At 35.9% G+C, this 17,864-nt stretch carries 16 protein-coding genes, 1 tRNA gene and 1 riboswitch; of the genes, 10 read left to right on the top strand and 7 right to left on the bottom strand.

Going from position 1 to position 17,864, the window contains the following annotated elements; translation table 11 throughout:
• Positions 1-126 precede the first annotated feature (126 nt).
• Positions 127-651, bottom strand: a complete 525-nt coding sequence (locus tag VB732_RS28715) for a hypothetical protein (protein WP_323234267.1) — start codon at positions 649-651, stop codon at positions 127-129.
• A gap of 8 nt (positions 652-659) precedes the next feature.
• Entirely contained in the window at positions 660-1,901 is a 1,242-nt protein-coding gene (locus VB732_RS28710; protein ID WP_323234266.1) for an AAA family ATPase, read from the bottom strand.
• On the opposite strand from VB732_RS28710, the gene VB732_RS28705 reads away from it, so the two are divergent.
• The 7 genes from VB732_RS28705 to VB732_RS28675 all read left to right on the top strand — a co-directional run bounded on the left by VB732_RS28705 (position 1,890) and on the right by VB732_RS28675 (position 9,060).
• Positions 1,890-2,081, top strand: coding sequence for a hypothetical protein (locus VB732_RS28705; protein ID WP_323234265.1), 192 nt, complete (start codon positions 1,890-1,892; stop codon positions 2,079-2,081). The two genes, VB732_RS28710 and VB732_RS28705, sit on opposite strands and share 12 nt — an antisense overlap.
• Before the next feature lie 177 nt (positions 2,082-2,258).
• A complete protein-coding gene (locus VB732_RS28700) occupies positions 2,259-2,999 on the top strand; it encodes a hypothetical protein (protein ID WP_323234264.1) in 741 nt (246 codons plus the stop codon).
• Between the two features lie 39 nt (positions 3,000-3,038).
• On the top strand, positions 3,039-3,689 hold the full coding sequence (locus VB732_RS28695; protein ID WP_323234263.1) for a hypothetical protein: 651 nt from the start codon (positions 3,039-3,041) through the stop codon (positions 3,687-3,689).
• Positions 3,690-4,458: 769 nt separating this feature from the next.
• Entirely contained in the window at positions 4,459-4,638 is a 180-nt protein-coding gene (locus tag VB732_RS28690; protein WP_323234262.1) for a hypothetical protein, read from the top strand.
• A 59-nt stretch (positions 4,639-4,697) separates the two neighbouring features.
• The gene (locus tag VB732_RS28685; RefSeq protein WP_323234261.1) at positions 4,698-6,251 is read left to right on the top strand and encodes a phage/plasmid primase, P4 family; all 1,554 of its coding nucleotides are present in this window, start codon (positions 4,698-4,700) and stop codon (positions 6,249-6,251) included.
• Between the two features lie 363 nt (positions 6,252-6,614).
• Positions 6,615-7,004 carry a hypothetical protein gene (locus VB732_RS28680; RefSeq protein WP_323234260.1) on the top strand — a complete coding sequence of 130 codons (390 nt, stop codon included), beginning with the start codon at positions 6,615-6,617 and terminating at the stop codon, positions 7,002-7,004.
• A gap of 397 nt (positions 7,005-7,401) precedes the next feature.
• Positions 7,402-9,060, top strand: a complete 1,659-nt coding sequence (locus tag VB732_RS28675) for a hypothetical protein (RefSeq protein ID WP_323234259.1) — start codon at positions 7,402-7,404, stop codon at positions 9,058-9,060.
• A gap of 481 nt (positions 9,061-9,541) precedes the next feature.
• Here VB732_RS28675 and VB732_RS28670 read toward each other — a convergent pair whose 3' ends face one another.
• Both VB732_RS28670 and VB732_RS28665 read right to left on the bottom strand, forming a co-directional pair.
• Entirely contained in the window at positions 9,542-10,141 is a 600-nt protein-coding gene (locus tag VB732_RS28670) for a hypothetical protein (protein WP_323234258.1), read from the bottom strand.
• 701 nt (positions 10,142-10,842) lie between these two features.
• Positions 10,843-10,916 (bottom strand) — tRNA-Val (locus tag VB732_RS28665).
• Between the two features lie 285 nt (positions 10,917-11,201).
• Positions 11,202-11,366, top strand: a riboswitch (cobalamin riboswitch).
• 21 nt (positions 11,367-11,387) lie between these two features.
• Here VB732_RS28665 and VB732_RS28660 point away from each other — a divergent pair.
• On the top strand, positions 11,388-11,804 hold the full coding sequence (locus VB732_RS28660; RefSeq protein ID WP_323234283.1) for a DUF1636 family protein: 417 nt from the start codon (positions 11,388-11,390) through the stop codon (positions 11,802-11,804).
• Between the two features lie 2 nt (positions 11,805-11,806).
• On the top strand, positions 11,807-12,544 hold the full coding sequence (locus VB732_RS28655; protein ID WP_323234282.1) for a cobalt-precorrin-6A reductase: 738 nt from the start codon (positions 11,807-11,809) through the stop codon (positions 12,542-12,544).
• Between the two features lie 20 nt (positions 12,545-12,564).
• Here VB732_RS28655 and VB732_RS28650 read toward each other — a convergent pair whose 3' ends face one another.
• The gene (locus VB732_RS28650; protein WP_323234257.1) at positions 12,565-12,951 is read right to left on the bottom strand and encodes a response regulator; all 387 of its coding nucleotides are present in this window, start codon (positions 12,949-12,951) and stop codon (positions 12,565-12,567) included.
• A gap of 189 nt (positions 12,952-13,140) precedes the next feature.
• The gene (locus VB732_RS28645; RefSeq protein ID WP_416235782.1) at positions 13,141-15,909 is read right to left on the bottom strand and encodes a response regulator; all 2,769 of its coding nucleotides are present in this window, start codon (positions 15,907-15,909) and stop codon (positions 13,141-13,143) included.
• Positions 15,910-16,138: 229 nt separating this feature from the next.
• Here VB732_RS28645 and VB732_RS28640 point away from each other — a divergent pair, with 229 nt between their 5' ends.
• The gene (locus tag VB732_RS28640) at positions 16,139-16,543 is read left to right on the top strand and encodes an NIL domain-containing protein (protein WP_323234256.1); all 405 of its coding nucleotides are present in this window, start codon (positions 16,139-16,141) and stop codon (positions 16,541-16,543) included.
• Between the two features lie 14 nt (positions 16,544-16,557).
• On the opposite strand, the gene VB732_RS28635 is transcribed toward VB732_RS28640, so the two are convergent.
• Positions 16,558-17,625: a DUF3616 domain-containing protein gene (locus VB732_RS28635; protein ID WP_323234255.1), complete on the bottom strand. Its 1,068-nt coding sequence runs from the start codon at positions 17,623-17,625 to the stop codon at positions 16,558-16,560.
• Positions 17,626-17,864: the final 239 nt, after the last annotated feature.

Below are 17,864 nucleotides of genomic sequence, written 5' to 3'. Positions count from 1 at the left end.
ATTTTCCTATTTAGTTAATTATCTATATTTTATTAATGTTATAAATGCTAGTAACTATGCAGGCAATTCCATAATATTTAATAATAACGTGATGTTAGAGATGAATGGCGATCGCTCAAGGATATTTTACCTTTTTGTTCGACTGCTTCGCCGTGTAGGTGGCTGTGGTGGCGGTGGTTCTTGGGATTTTAGCTTATCATCATCGGTTAAAAATTCTACATGAAAACCCTTTTGGTGATAGTGCCAACCCAAGATGACAATACTAGCATCACCCATAGAAGTCTTTTCTACAGCTTGATTGGGGAATTTAGCAGCTAACTCTTTCAACTGTTCTTCTTCCCAAAGGACAATTTGCTCACGGAACTTAGCCCAAGGTGTGGTTTCATCAGCTGCATAAGTTATGATTTCAGCAAATTTTTGAGCTGCTATACGTTTACTTTCTGAATTTGCTGTTTTAGCCTGTGCAATGTGATTACCTGTTTCTATAACAGCAGCTAAAGGAAGTACCAGTGTTGTTGATTTGGCAATTTCCGCCTCAATTTTTTGATTTACACGCTGATAATCCCATTCATTATTACCAGCAGTTTCTCTACCTGGAACTTGTAGCCAAACACATAAAAGCGATGTATCGATGAGTAGCACCTTTCTCATATTAGTAACTATTCATGATGAGAAAGGCTTCTTTCAATTGCCCCCTTAGTTGTCATATCACCCAAAGAATATGATGCAAATAACTTAGAGAAATTATCAATATCTTCTAAAAGTGTAAGCTTGCTTTCTCCAGTTTCAGAATCGCGGTGTGCGACAACCACAAAAGGAACTATCTCTGGGCCTAAAGCATCAAGTAAAGCTGGGTTATGGGTAGTAAGTAAAATATCAATTTTTCTTTTCTGACCAATTTCTCGCAATATTCTTACAAGCAATTCTGCACGCGATGGATGAAGCCCGTTATCTATTTCTTCAATTACCAGTTGACTACCTTCTGGTCGAGTAAGTAATGCTGTGAGAATTGCTATAAAGCGGAGAGTTCCATCTGACATAGTTCTAGCATCTATTAGTGTCATCTCTCCAGGTTTCCATTCTTCTTCGCAGTAGAGCATTGCATCAGTTTTAAGTCTACCAACTGGTTCTGCAAATACTCTTTTAATATCGCCTTCTGGAAAATGCTTCATGTATGCTGATAGAGTTGATTCGACTTGGGCTTTTTGTTCACCATCCAATGCTGCCAGTACACCAGCAATATTTGAACCATCACTTTCTAAATTTTCAGAAAGACGTGAATAATCGCGCATTTTGTAAGGCACTAAATTTAAAACTAAAATATTTTTGATTGTTGGTAAAATTATATTATTAATTATATTTATGCTATTCTTTTTAAAATAATTTGACTGATATACTTCTTTTTTTGATGGTTCTGAAAGAAAATTAGATTCAATAAAATATAAGGGTAATCCAGAGAAGTCACTACGATTAAGCAAAGAACTTCTTGCAGAAAAATTCTCACCGGATAATCCAAATTCTATGGGAAAATATTCATGATCATCCTGATAGATGGTTATTCTCTCTGTTAAACTATGAATAGTTGGTCTTGTTTGTAATGTGATTCTGTAAAGATAATCTGTTTTACTATCTCGATCTGCAACTAGCATCTTTAATGTAAACTCATTTTCACCATTTTTTGCAGCCCATTCCACACCACCGCGAATAGATGGAAGTGTTTTATCTCCAGCTAAAGCTGCTTCAATATTCTCACCTCTAGCAATTCTTTGTAAAAATTCTAAAGCTTCAACTACGTTAGATTTTCCACTTGCATTTGTACCAATCAAAACAGTCAATGGGTCAAGTGGAAGCTCTGCATAACGGAAGCTTTTCCAGTTTTCTAAGATGAGTTGCTTAAGCATGATCAACTCCAAAACTCTACTTACTTAAATTTAGATCCTATCAATGGCGATCGCACAAGCATTCTTACACCTTTGGTGCGATCGCTACAGCCTCTAGATGATATAGTGGCAGTAGCTACTTTGATGCTTCCACACCTAAGATGTGTGAGGTTCTTAAAGACTAAGCCAAGTCTTCAGTAACCTATAGACTCAAGTGAGTATACAGGTTTACAAAGTGTTAATTCATGGTGGACGTTTCAAAAAAATGGACGTAACTGGATTCGAACCAGTGTCCAGACGTAATTAACACCTAAAATACTTGCTATATCGTGGTTTTCTCTCAAAAACCGTTATCTGAAAAACAGAATTGAGAGAAGAATGAGAGAAACTTTTACAGCAACAAATATTGAATCACATTTAATCGGGTATGAACGCTTATTAGCACTTTTCAAAGAAATTCAGAAGCAAACACCCAAAGGTGTAGGACTCAAACGAGAAGTAAAAACATCTGGTACATATATACTACTTCAATTCAAAATTGGTGATAAACGCACTGCTAAGGCTTGTAATTGTGATTTTACTGAGATAGGCATAATAAAGGCATTAGAGAAAGCACAATTAGTCAGTGAAGCTTTAGGAAAATTCACCAGTGAAACAGAGTTCTTAACTTGGTATGAGGAAACTATCCTTGAGAAGAACATAGTCAAGAATGACTTGATTACATTCAATGAAGCTATCAAGCTAGTAGAAGATAATTACTGGAATAGCTATACCAAGAAACGTCAACAGCGAGACAAAAACAACCCTAGTCAACAATCCTGTTGGTATGGAGTTTACTATTGTTTCTACAAGTTCCTACCAACAGAAAACTCAGTAAATTTGACTGATATGATGGCAGTCATTAGCAGTAAAGAACGTGGTGCTAAGAGTTATAAGCTTTGCATTTGTGCTATGAAAAAACTATGTGAGGTTATAGGTAATGACAATCTACGGGATGAGTTGAGCAAGATAAATGTAACTCAAACTAAATTCAAAGAAAATTTACAAAGTGTTTCACTTGATGACTATCTAAAATTTAGAGAGTCGGTTTTAGATATTCCCTTCAAGGACAAACGCTAGAATTTTGAATCTAGGAATTCATGGTTATTTGTATTTTCAATGCAAGTTGTATATGGATTGAGAGTTAACGAAGTATTCGCGGTTCAAAACATTAATATACCATTCAAAACCAAAGATGGAGTAACCATACCAGCATTAAATGCCCCAAGTAACCGAAATATGGTAGCAGTTATAGGTGATGAAACAAATTTAGGTACTACTACTAAGACAGGTTATCGATTAGCTGTTCCGTTAATTCCACCTACCTATCCTGATTTGATTGAGAAGTTAGAGATTAAGTCTGGAAAATTACCAAACATTAACCCTGAAAGTAATAATCCTGAAACCATAGCTAAAAAGCACGCTAAAGAAGCTCATACAAGATTAGTTAAATGGGCACAGCAAATAGGATTTACCCAAACTCATGCTTTACGTCACTTAGCTAACCTTAACGGTATGATGGCAGGGATACCGTTAGAAAAAAGAGCTATGTCTCTTGGTCACTCACCTACTATGAATGACACAGTGTACAAAAAACGTCAAACAACTAAGACAACACTCGATCTACTAACACAGTCTACTAACCAAGCTATTCCATTACAGTCAGCAGTTGCGATCGCTCAACAGCTAGGATGTACTGATGAGAAATCAATTAAGTTACTAGCTGCTATCTACAATGTTTCTGAAAATGAGATAACAAAGAATATGTAAGCTCAATAATACACGTTTAAGTACCTGAGTTTTAACACCACTTACAATACATACAGTAGCAAGGGATAGTAAACACACAATACTATCCTTTTTTCTTACCTCATGTAACATCTAACAGTTATTTCATCTAACGGCACTCTAAACATTAACTAAATTACTATAAACAAGTTACTTTAGGACAACTAAGTTTAACAGCTAATTGCATTCACCTTATTTGCAGTAGTTTAATCAGCAATAGATATGATAGGTATCTTAAGTAATACTTCATATAATTATCTTGAATAAACTTAAGCTGACTATGATTATATATACAGTTACCTTAACTAATATATTTATTTCTACTTTAAGTAAAAGGTCTACAAATACTTAATGTAATTGCATAAATGATTTTAGTTACATTAAGAAAAAACTAGATAAATAAAATAGGCTAATTCATGTATCTTATTTATTGCTATAGATAATAAGTTGTATAGAGTAAGAAAAGCATGGCTAATGCTACTAAAATAACTACCTCAATCACGCTAAAAATCATCAAGCAATACTGACATAATCTTAGATAAGTTAAATATCAAAGGATATTATATAAAATGATAAAAATCTAATAAATTATTTTTCAAAAACTAAACACAAACAGATGTTTTTCGTTTACGATATGAGCATGAGGATAAAAACCTCACCGAACCTTGAAAACCGAATAGTACCTAACCACGCATTCTAAGGAAGCCTGTTTAGGTCGTGTCCATTCAAATTAATTTGAACTATAATAACAATGCCAAAAATCACAGATAAAGCTCTAAACAATATAATTAGTACTCGATTAAGTAATAAAGATTATGAGCAGTTAGTCAATACAGCAAAACTCCATAAGCTAACAATTACAAGCTTAATAAGGAAGTTAGTTAGAGAATATGTTGACAAAATAACTAAAGAAATACCAGCACTTAATTAAGTACTGGCATCTAGGATTATATATAAAACAACCATCTAAAAAGCAATAATTATTTAACTATGAATACCGACTATTGTAACACTTTTTACGATAATCAGAGCCAACAAGAAATTGATTTAATTCAAGAAGAATATTCTGATAATTTGCTGTTCCTCCCCACAAAATATGAAACCAAAAATTTAGTAAAAGTTAATGAGGAAACTACCAATACATCTAGAAATACACAAGGTACGATTCCAAAAGCCGATATTATAGGTACACAGATAGCTGAAAAAAATAGAGGTAAATGGATATTTAATAGTGAAGCTAATTGTTGGATGATTTATGAGCTAGAACAGTCTGGTATTTGGAGTAAGGTAAATGACTATTATATTGAAGGATTAATCAATACAGAACTCAAAAATCAAGAAATAGCTGGTTATGGCTCTGTTAATTATATAACTAGCATTATTGGTAAACTTAGACTTGAATTGATAGAAATAGGATGGGAAGAAAAATCTCCTACCAAACTACTACCATTTCAAAACTGCGTACTAGAGATAGCTACAGGAACTATTCTCAATCATTCACGAGAATATCGCTTTACTTGGTGTTTACCGCGTGATTTTGATAACTCCAGTCATAAATTTACCCTGATTAATCAGTGGTTAGATGAAGTCACGAACAATAATGATTCAATCAAAGAAATATTACTATGTTACTTAGCTGCTATTCTCAAAGGTCGTGCTGACCTCCAACAATTCTTACATTTAATTGGTTCTGGTGGTACAGGTAAAAGTACATTTGTTGGACTTGCACAATCGCTTATAGGTGATAGCAACGTATGTACAATTACTCTTGGAGATTTATGTAAGCAGCGATTTGCAGCAGCAAATGCTTTCAAAAAACGACTGGTAGTATTTCCAGACCAAGATAAATATCGTGGAGATTTGCAAAAATTCAAGTCTGTTACCGGACAAGACTTCATTTTTGCGGAAGAGAAAGGTAAACAAGGGTTTCAATTCAAATTTGATGGTATGGTCATTATGGCATCAAATGATCCTGTGTTTGATACTCTTAACTCATCTTGGTTGACAAGGAGACAGATTTTAGTTCCATTCACAAACACTATAGATAAAAATAAACGTAGAAATTTAGAAGAAGAGTTTCAACCTGAGTTGAACGCATTAACTCAATATTTATTGAATATTCCTGATGAAAGAATTACTCAAGTATTAAGGTGTGGAATAGATAACCCAGAACTAGCTAAACATAATTTAGAACATCACATAAATAGTAATCCTATTGCAGGTTGGATTGATGAGTGTGTTATTCGAGATGGCAATAGTAAATGTGCAGTAGGGAATGATAAAGCAGACATCAATACTCTATTTGGTAGCTATACACAATGGTGTCGTAAGTCTGGTAGTTGTTATGCTCCCAGTTTGCGTAATTTTAGCCCTAATCTACTAGATTTTTGTAACTCTACTATGGGGTGGAAAGATGTTAAGAAACTACGTACTAGCAAAGGTTTTTCTATTCATGGCTTGAGATTACGTCAACTCGATAAAGATGACCATATTCTTTCACCATTAGCAGTTAGTGTAGAGTCAAAGCTACATGGTGAAGAGTGAGGTGTAGCATCATAACCCAGTCAGGATAAGGGTTGTGTAGTTTGTGTAGGGTTAGAGCATTATTTCTAAATATATTAGGGTAATGCTCTGACTTTGAAATGAAATAAGGGAACAATAACCTAAACCACAATCCATAATTTACTATGGTATGTGAGCTTAAAAGTATTAATAATCCTACACACTATACATAACCCAGTCAGTATAAGGATTACAGCACTACACTTAACCCTGCACAGTGTAGTGTTTGATTCTACATAAAATCATAAACAATAATAGTATAATTTATAACTAATTATCAAGTAATAATACTACTGCAAGAAACAAATTTCAGGCTTAGATTAGTCTTGTTTCTCAGGAGTATTTATGTTTAGAATATTTTTCTTACTGTCTCTATTGTTAGTATCTTGTAGTCCTAAAGTCGATGATTTTCAAAAATCTATAGATGATTCTTACGAAGTGATGACACTGAGACAAAGATCAATACTTGCTGAGTTTTACCCCAACAAAGAATCAAGAATTGAGGAAGGTAAAAACTATTGTAACGAGCTTAAAAGTGGAATTACAAAACAACAAATACATGATAAACAATCAGAACCATTACTTAATAAAATTCAAGAAAAGAAAATAACAATAGACGAATCTGTAGATATAACTTTAGTGAGAGAACAAATTCAAGAAATAGGTGTGAAATATTATTGTCCTGAATTTGAAGAAAAAATACCTACATTGAAAGAGAAGTTAAATAGTAAATAATCCACCATTCAATTAATCTGATAGTTATTTATTTACTCAATTCAGTGTTTATAGTTATGTCCTCTGCAATCTCCACCATTCCATTATTGTTTTTATCTCTAACTATCTTATACCTACACACAATAATACCGTGGAACCTACAAACTCAGTCAGGCTAATGGTTTTAGTCAAGGTTCCACATAAACTCTAGCTAATACCCTTTTTCTTTAATATTTTACTGACTTTTTATTGATCCACATTTACTAAATAATTTAATAAAAGTTAGTTACATAAGTTATAAGCACAAAAAAGAAATATGTTAGCAGATACAAGTATAATAAGTAACTTTACTCAGGTATGTCCTAAGTATTAACAGTTATTCTCATAATAATGAGAGTAGTACGAGTATCAATTGAATATGGATATTGCAAAAGCAATGGCTTTAGGTGGTGAAATAGTTCATGCAAATAAATGTAATTTTTCTTCTTATGACGATTTAAAGTTACGTTGTTCTGTTTGCGGTGAACCTGTACGTTTAAAAAAAGGTGGTACTAGAAAACCTCATTTTGCTCACTTTCCAGGTACAGATCCTAAACAAGTAGAAGAATGTGAACTGAGAGCATCAATTTATAGTAAGAATGCACAAATAAATAGTTTTATTGAAAATAGGGGACAAAGATTAGAGATATTCCAACAGCATTTTTTAAGTATGATTTATGTTGGGCAAGAAAAAATTGTTGATGATGTTAAATTTAATAACTGGATTTATTCAATTAAACGTGACAATAATCAAGCAATTAATAATATTGCCAATGATTGTATAGAATACTTTCTAACTCATCAGAAAAAAATGGAGGTGTACTGCGTTTATCTCAAAGATGATCAACCCTTACTTCAACAGCAAATAGCTTTAGAGGCAATAGATTATTTGTGCGTTAAATCTAGTTATAGATTGCTGAAATACATAATATATTACTGTATATACCAATTAGATAAACAAAACCTTACAAAAAATAATATCGATTCAATTTGTCATCGTGCTATCAAAATAATTATGCTTAATCCTTGGATAAAAGCATTAGATAATAAAAATATTAAATCATCAATTATTAATCTTTCTCAATTATTTGAACCTGAAATAGTAAAAATCAAATCTCCATCACCACTACAAATATTCTTGGTAGCTATTCAGGATGGTACTAAGGGTAAATCAACTAAAAACATTAACTCATTAACTATTAATGCTTCTCAATTATCTAGCGTTGAGCGCGATAAACTCAAATCACCACTAGATTTAAATCATATTTTCTCAGCTATTCAATATGGTAGTAGAGGTGGTGTAAAGAAGGTTATTATTAGTTGCAAAGTGGTAACTGAAATCAATACTGATGAAAATACAGCTATTCAGTTTAGTTTTATGGTCAATGAGTTTATCAAAGTTGACTCACGTATCAAAAATGCTTCAGGTAATTATGTAAAAGCTGAAATAGAAATCTGGCATCCTGCTATAGTCTACTCATTTGGTTATGATTTAACATTAACAGTTGAAACCTATTCCAACTTGTTATTCCCTAAAGGTGGATACTTAGAAGAATACACAAACATTACAAGACGTGATGAGCTTGCTAGTCTATTTCGATCATTGTTATCAGATGGGAAAGTCAAGTTACTAAAAACCTATGAAGATAGTAAAGGTAAAGTACGCATTAATTATGCGTATGACTGTAGCGTACTACTACTTTACGAGTTGTTAGAATATTGCCACATAAGGTTAGGTTTTAAACACGAACCAATCGAATTTAACACTGTTATGCAATGTATGATTAATGCGGCTGATAAAGCAACTAACTCAGGTATACCTCTAATAGATGGAATGCTATTACACAGCTTATTTACTGCTGCCAAGGAACAATTAAAAGCATCTAAAAATGAAACGTTATTAATTGATAAGAGAGAGATTGATAATACATTCCAAATTAATCGTAAAAAGATTTTAGCAAAAGCTAAACGATCTAGCTATGATGATAAAAACAGACCATGTAACGTTCGTAAAAATATGTTTAACACAAATTGGTAACTTTACTTACATCACAAGTAACTAAACTTATGATTTTTAGTAACCTCAATCGATGTTAAATCATGTATCCTGACTTACAACTACCTATCGATTATTTGAAATCAGATGAATGGATAGCGTCTATTAAATTTGATAGTTAATTTAGTCAACTTGTGGTCTATTATTGTTTCTATCTCTAACTATCTTATATCTTAAGGTGGGAAGTTAATTATGATAGTTATATTAGGTTAACTACAATAATATAAATAGGTTATTGCAGTTATTAATGTATAGATTAATGTGTATATTGTATATATGATATTCGTCTTAATAAACTATATTTGATTTGGCTTAGTATACTTGCGGCTCAATATGATTAATTATTTTAACTTTTGTTTTCTATAACTTAACTAACCTTAAGTAATGTTACTTGAGGCAATAACGTAATTCTCTAGTTGTTTTATACCGCTACCATTAAAATGAATAAGGAATCTCAATTTATTTATTTTGTAACATTAGCACGACAAGCAAACTGATGTATTTCATATCCTAAAGTTTCTGGTTGTACTACTATTTTAGGAAATGGTGCTGTTGATTGATAACGAGTAGCAGTTGCCATACCGAAAGTAGTACCACTAACTATATTATTAGAACTATCGAAATCAAAAGTGCTTTCTAAACTCATCACAAGCGAATTACAATTTACATGATAGTAATCTTCTTTCTTATTAGCAGCACTACTTTTTGGTTTTTTATATAATGTTAAAACTCTTATTCTTGCACCAGTAAATCCATAACCTGTATCTTTATAACGTTTAAAAGCTTTGTTACGACTGTATATTTTGTCTCCGTTGTCAGTCACGGTTATCAAAGTGTATCCTGCTAAATCACTTGATGTATTTGTAGTAGCTTCTGGAACAGGATTATCTAATTGAACAACACCATTACTTGAAAATTTTATACACTCTTCTTGTCCAGTTTTGAAATTAATCCAATAGTTTAAGCAATTTGAACTTTGAGCAGTAACATTATTTATTGGTACAGTTGATATTATGATACTCGTATAAAATAGAATTGGAAGTTTCTGTATTAAAGAATACATATTGGATATTACTAATTAAATAATAGAAACATTATTTCTAACGTACAGTACAATAATGTATAATTTATTTAGTAAATAGCTTGGGCAAATATACTGAAAAACCTTATCCACAGTTTTTCATCAAAAAAGGGATGTTTCTAAAATCTTTCAATGCTTTGACATGATTATCTGCAAAACACCAATATATGCCTCTGTAATCGATAATTTGAGGTTTAATTGGCTAATTGGTATGAAACTAAAGACAGAGAGAGTACAGGCGAATATGGCGTGAGTATGAGTATTTATGTACTTGCTAACGATAAAACTGGGGAATGATTGTTTCTTACGTTTCTATTGTTGAATGATTAGCTTTGATAGCATTTAAGCTTTAATACCTAGCTCTACAATTAGCTATAACAAGCGACATAAGACTTAAGCTTGCATTCTACATGGGACTGAAAATAGAGGTGCTATAGGCGAATATGGCTCAATCCCTAATCTGGTAGGCATATATAAGCTAATCAAGAATATTTTTATCAATTGATAACGAAAAGTTATAAAAATATGGGTAAATGATAAGCTTCTCTCAAATCAGCTAGTTACCCCTATTTCATTGTTTTAAGGATAAAATAGTATTGATTGAGAGAAAACTGAGAGAAAACAAGTTGGTTAGAGCGCTACGTTGACATCGTAGCCAGTACTGGTAAGGACATTATCTAAAATGGACGTAACTGGATTCGAACCAGTGACCTCTACGATGTCAACGTAGCGCTCTAACCAACTGAGCTATACGTCCTTAACCACACGAATATTAACGTTAGCATATACTTCTTGGATCGAGCAAGAAAAAAACCTAAATCTAGCAAACTTTATTATGTGACACCTCGTATCTGTGGCAAAAACCGGGTTTAGCGCAATTGATTAAAAGTCAAAGCCTGGATTTTGGTTCAGAAAAGCAATTCATTTCGCCTTCTAAAGAATGATGCAATATCGCAGTAATCTGACTTGTGGAGCTAGGCAAAGTTACGATATTTGCTCCTTACTCTTGGTAATATCCTTTTATTTAGATGACCCTAGTGTATGATCGATAAGGTTATTCGGTTCTGGTGGGGAGCAGCTACCAGAGGTAACGGGGAAAGTTCGGTGCAAATCCGGCGCTGTCCCGCAACTGTAAACTAATTTGAGATGTAATCTAAAATTTCAAATTGAGTAAGTCAGGATGCCCGCCGAAATAGATTTACCAGTTCCACATATCTGCGAGGTACAGATGACTACTACTGTAAATATTTCCCCAACGAATCCTTTGGGTGTTGCTGACCATACTTTATTTGTTTGCAAAACTTGCGCTAGCGTTTGGCATGAGGGAAAACGCTTAGGTGAAAGCGGTGGTCAAAAACTTTTAAACCAACTTCAGCAGCTTGCACAAGATTGGGATTTACGAGATGAATTTCCAATTAAAGAAGTTGAATGCATGAGTGCTTGTAATCGTTCTTGTGTAGTTGCTTTTGCTGCTAAAGGCAAATTAACATATTTATTTGGTGATTTAGCCGTTGACGGTAGTGCATCTGCGGTACTAGAGTGCGCTAGTCAATACTATGTCAAAGCAGATGGTTTACTGCCTTGGTCAGAGCGTCCAGAAGCCTTGAAAAAGGGCATTTTAGCAAAAATTCCACCTTTATCTTAATGATGCGCGTTTTGATTTTGGGTGGTACGGGAGATGCCGCAAAATTAGCTGCGAAACTGTCGACTATTCAAGGGTTAGAAGCAATCACGTCTCTAGCCGGTCGCACCCGTGAACCCTCAATTCCGTTAGGCGATTTACGGGTTGGATGCTTCGGTGGTGTGGCTGGATTGGCTAGCTATCTGCGTCAAATGCAAATCGACTTGTTAATTGATGCAACCCATCCTTTTGCTAGTCAAATTTCCTTTAATGCGGCAGATGCTGCAACTGAAGTCGGAATACCTCGTTTAATGTTAATACGTCCGCCTTGGGAAAAAGAAAGTGGCGATCGCTGGATTGAAGTCGATAGTGTTGAAGCTGCCGCCGCATCTCTACAAAATCAGGCACAGCGAGTATTTTTGACAGTTGGCAGACAAGAACTCGCCGCTTTTGCCCACTGCGAGAAAATTTGGTTTCTGATGCGGATGATTGATCCCCCTACTGATGATGCTTTAGTACCGCCAGGAAGGATTTTGTGCGATCGCGGGCCTTTTACCTTCAATAATGAAAGGCAAATCCTGATTCATCATAATATTGATACCATCGTGAGTAAAAATAGCGGTGGCGATGCGACAAAACCCAAAATTATGGCGGCGCGAGAACTGGGTGTGAAGGTTGTCATGATAAATCGTCCAGCCACACCGCCAGGCGAACAGGTTACTGATGTTGATGGTGTTTTAAAGTGGCTAAAAGTAAAAAAATAATCTCGATAAATAAATTTAGCTTACTTTTCCAGACTCCAGCCCAAAGCTACTGCTACATTAGCAGCTAATTCTAGAGGATTAAATGGTTTAGCGATCGCACTGATCATTCCCATCTGGACGTAGCGACGGCGATCGCTTGCCTGAATTTTAGCAGTTAACAAAATTACTGGAATCGCTTTGGTTAATGGATTTTCTTGTAACTTTTCAAAGGTAGCGATGCCATCCATCTCCGGCATCATTACATCTAGTAAAATTGCATCTGGTTGGTAAGTCTCAGCTTTCAGTATGCCTTCTTTACCGGAACTAGCTGTTTCAACTTTCCAGCCTGCAACTGTTTCCAAGCAAATCTTGGCAACTTCTTGAATATACTGCTCGTTATCAACCACTAGAATTTGCTTTGTTGTCATCGCTACTATCCTCTTGTTGGTTGTAAGTAATTCCCTCACCTGTTATTCAAATTCCTTTGTGAATTATTCCTCTTTCTCTGTGTCCTCAGCGTCTCTGCGGTTTTTTAATCATTCAAATATTACCGGATTTGGTCTAATACGCCTTTTGTCCAAAAATTTTCTACCTTGACTTAGTTATCTATTTATGTGCTATGAAATTCCGGGAATATTGGAATCTTCTAAATCAGGGTGTGATAAAGTCTCAAACAACGGCAGCGCGACGTAAAAAGTACTACCTTCACCCAATGTACTTTCAGCCCAAATACGTCCGCCATGCTGTTGCATAATGCTCTTACAAATTGCCAAACCTAAACCAGTTCCATCATGGTTGCGTGAATCTGAAGAATCAACTTGTTGAAAGCGCTCAAAGATACTCTCAAGTTTGTCAGATGGGATACCGCGTCCGGTATCTTTGACTGTCAATAAAACTTCATCACCTTGTTGTTGCGCCCCTAACCAAACTGTAGATCCAGCAGATGAAAATTTAATAGAGTTACTCAGTAGATTAGTCAAAGTTTGGACAATGCGATCGCAATCTGCCAATACTTCACAGGATAAAGCAGAAATGGAGAGCGTGACTCTAGCCTTGTCAGCTAAAGGCTGCATGACATTTACTGCTTGAGTAATCAAATCAACGATGTTGCAGATTTCTGGTTCCATCTTCGCCTTACCCGACTCGATCCGCTCAATGTCTAGGATGTCGTTGATTAAGCGTACTAGCCGTTCGCTGCTCTCGGCGGCAATTTGTAACAGACGTTTTTCTTGCTCTGAATCTGCCGCTAGCAAACCACTGGCTAACATTCCTAGAGAACCATGAATCGAAGTTAAAGGTGTGCGGAGTTCATGACTAACAACGGAGATAAACTCATCTTTCAGGCGTTCAATTTGCTTGCGCTCTGTGACATCTCTTAGTATTACTGTATAAAATGTCTCGCTACCCATATCTATTTTAGATATAGAAGCCTCTGCCGGAAACTCAGTCCCATCTTTTCGACAACCATAGATTTCACGCCGTTCTCCCATGCGGCGGGCAATATTGGGAGATTTTCCAAAATCAACTACATGCTGGCGATGTGCTTGAAAAAAGCGCTGCGGTAATAGTAAATCAAGACCTTGACCAATAACTTCTTGAGCAGAGTAGCCAAAAATCTTTTCTGCTCCTTGATTAAACAAGGTGATATTGTGAAACCCATTGATAGAAATAATTGCATCATCAGCAATATCTAAAATTCGGGCAAATCGGGCTTGAGAGAAGCGTAATTCTTCCTGCGTTCGGTGACGTTCGTCGAGTTGCGATTGCAATTGTTGATTTACCTTAATTAATTCGGCGGTGCGCTCTGCGACTCTCAACTCTAGTTCATTGATAGCTTGCTCAGAGGGAGATGAGAAAGAAATTTCTTTTCCTGCTTCCCTACGCGCCTGGGTTACGCGCTGACGTAATTTCATTCGTTCTAAGCGATTGACGATTCGGTTTACTAATTCTGGCCCGACAATGGGCTTGCTTACAAAGTCATCAGCACCAACGCTAAATACCTGATTGACCATTTCAGCATCGCTATGGACAGTCAGGAATAAGATGGGTAAATCACCCCAGCGCAAATTATCGCGGACTAAGTAGCAAAGTTCTATGCCATTTATGTGAGGTAATTCCACATCTAAAATCAGCATATCTGGGGCAACAACTTCTAAAGTTTCCCAGAATTGCCGGGGGTCTTCAAGAGCGATCGCTTTGAATCCCCAAGGACTAAGTAAATTTTGTAACAATGCCTGAATTTGCGGATCGTCATCGACAACCAATATTGTGGTTTCTGCATGAGGTTGCGTCACTGTTTCTACTGGCTGGGTTGGTGATGCAGATATTACATCTGCATTTCCCTCTATTTGCTGACGCAACAAATTTACCCAACTTTCGAGGTTGCCGATCTCAGATTTACTCAAGGTTTGACTAGAATTAAGCAGCAGTTCGATATTGCGGGCTAATTGTGAGCCGAGAGGCAATCCAAAAGTTCCTAAAGAGCCTGCTAAGGTATGGGCTTCTTTGGCTGCAAGGGAGAGTAATTGAGGATTTAAACTATTTTGATTTAAAGTTGCGATCGCTTGTTCTAAAATCCTCATCTGTTCCTCTACACGCCCTTGAAATCGTTGCCAAATTTCTGCAACGGCCATTAGTGCTTGCTGCTGTGATTTGAGAGTTGGGGCTAGGGATTTTGTCTGCTCTAGTTCTTCCTTGTTGTTCTGCTGTTCTTCCAGTGGTTTCAGACGATAGCCGATTCCATAAACTGTTTCAATCAAATTACTGGGCGCTCCTACAGCTTTGAGTTTGTGTCTTAACCCTTTGATATGAGTGCGAACAGCTTCTTCTTGTGGGGTATCTTCATAAGACCAAAGATGCTCTAAAATCATGTCGCAGCTAAACACTCGGCGACTATTTCGCAAGAATAGTTCTAATAGAGCAAACTCTTTTGGGGTAAGTGGTAGCAGATTATCGGCATAGATGGCTTCACAGCTAGTAGGATCTAACCGCAACTTTCCCTGCTCTAGTACAGGTTGCAAGCTTATCCTTCCACGACGCAACAGCGCTCTCACACGAGCAACTAATTCCTCTTGATCAAAGGGTTTAACTACATAGTCATCTGCACCTGCATCTAATCCAATTGCTTTGTCATGACTATTATCGCTCCCTGTTAATAACAATATCGGCATTTGCAGACCATTAGACCGGATTCTACGGCAAAGACTAATGCCATCCAGCTTGGGCAGAACTACATCTAGGAGAATTAAATCATAATCGTAAGCCTGAATAAAATCCCAAGCAGCATTACCATCAGTAGCAACTTCAACCGCATAGTTTTGGTTAGTCAAAACTGTAGTAAGTGTGTACGCATTGAAATCGTCATCTTCTACAATTAATATTTTCATGTTGACTCACTTACATCCAACCCTGTAAACGGATGGGGAATTACGCCAATTATTTAAAAGCTTTCCAAATTAAAATGGATACAATAGATAATAATCAATCAACTTCAACTGCTAAGTAATTTACTTGGCTTTTTAAGTAATTAAACCACACCTCTTTCTATATTTTCTCACTATTTCGAGTCATAAAACTTTCAATACGCTACAACAGAAAAAACCTTTTGCTAAACCTGTGAAAAAACGAGTAACGCTTACCTTCCCAAGACGCGCTGTCCAAATGCCAGTCACCTACGTACTGGCGAAAGATTTTAATGTTGCGGCAAATATTATCCGTGCCCAAGTTGCCCCAAATCAAATTGGTAAACTGGTAGTAGAACTAGCCGGAGATATCGATCAATTAGATGCCGCCATCGAATGGATGCGATCGCGCCATGTTAATGTTTCTTATACTTTGGGTGAAATTGCGATCGATGAAGATGTGTGTGTCCACTGTGGCTTGTGTACTGGGGTTTGTCCTACCGAAGCCCTGACTCTCCACCCAGAGACGTACAAACTCACATTCACGCGATCGCGCTGTATTGTCTGCGAACAGTGTATCCCTACTTGTCCTGTACAAGCAATCTCCACCAACCTTTAACTATCCATTGCTTTCTATCCGAGTGTAAACACATCCGCTATAACGCCACTATCACCCACCAGTCTCGTTTTTGCTGGAGAGTCATAAACTATCAATAGCGAAGGTATACCAGTTACATCCTGAAACAGAGTCATTCCCTCAGCATGATCTTCTCGATTTCCATAGGGAACATCCTGTACAAAGTCTGGATTACTGAAGACATTTTCTTGCGAGTTAACGCCATTTGTCCAACGATACACTTGCACAGGCCCATCTAAATCCATCGTTGGGCCGGCTAAAATCAACAAATCTTTTCCATCTACATACAAATGCCGAACTCCCAAACCATTCAACCAGATAAAATGCTTTTTATATAACTCCTTCGCTTCCCCAATTTCCCGCAGTTTTAGAATTCCAGGGCTAGAATCTTCTAACTCAATTTCCAGCACTACAGCCCAACCTCGCAATACAGGGCCACGCAAACCCAGAAAAATGCGATTTTGATAAACCCCTATTCCTTCAATATCAAAGCCGTTATCTTTCCCTGGAATTGCAGCCTTGATAAATGAGCCTAAATGGGCGTCATCTACTAAAGCTGTCATCAGCAAATTACCCTGGTTTACCACCTCTAGTTTAGCGGCATTCAATTGCACATCTGGATTTTGGGGGTGTGGGCAAGATGAAAATAACTTACCGTCTATCAGAGGAATCCTTCCTAAGAGGTAACGGTTGGGTTCTAATTTAATTTTTGCCAGTCTTTTAAAGTTTTGTGCATCGATCTTATCAGGTTTAGGTTTTTTGCGTTTGTAGCTATGAGAACCAACAAACCATAAGTAGTAATCTGTATATGCAAGTCCTTCTATATCAATTTCTTCGTCTTCTGGCGCAGGTAAATTGATAAATTCTGCTACCCTAAATTGTTGATGATCTGTAAACTTATCAGTATCAACCAAAGACAGGCGTTCAATCGTTGAGGTTTCGTCTGATCCCAACCATAAATATTTCTGGTCTGTTAGCAGCACTGCTGATAAATCTTCTCTATACTCTTTAAAATTATCTACAAAAGTCAATAGAACTTGATTAAGCAAATTTGAGTTTGACATTTTATAATTGCGAAAAGGTTAATGATGCTATCATAATAAATAATTTAATACTACACTAAATATTTTTAGAGAGCTATCCTACATACATATAAAATATACAATCGCCAGAGTTAATCTGCTTTTCATACCATTGATAGACATTAGATGTTTCTATAAGAAGATACAAGTATTAATGCTTGTAAGCATACTAATGTCAAGTATGTTTTTAACCAAAAGTGTTGAATGTTAAGAGAAATCCG

This window comes from Nostoc sp. UHCC 0252 (genome assembly GCF_034931145.1).
Lineage (GTDB): Bacteria > Cyanobacteriota > Cyanobacteriia > Cyanobacteriales > Nostocaceae > Nostoc.
The sequence above is the reverse complement of the archived record's forward strand: the minus strand, read 5'-3'. Positions and strand labels throughout refer to the sequence as shown.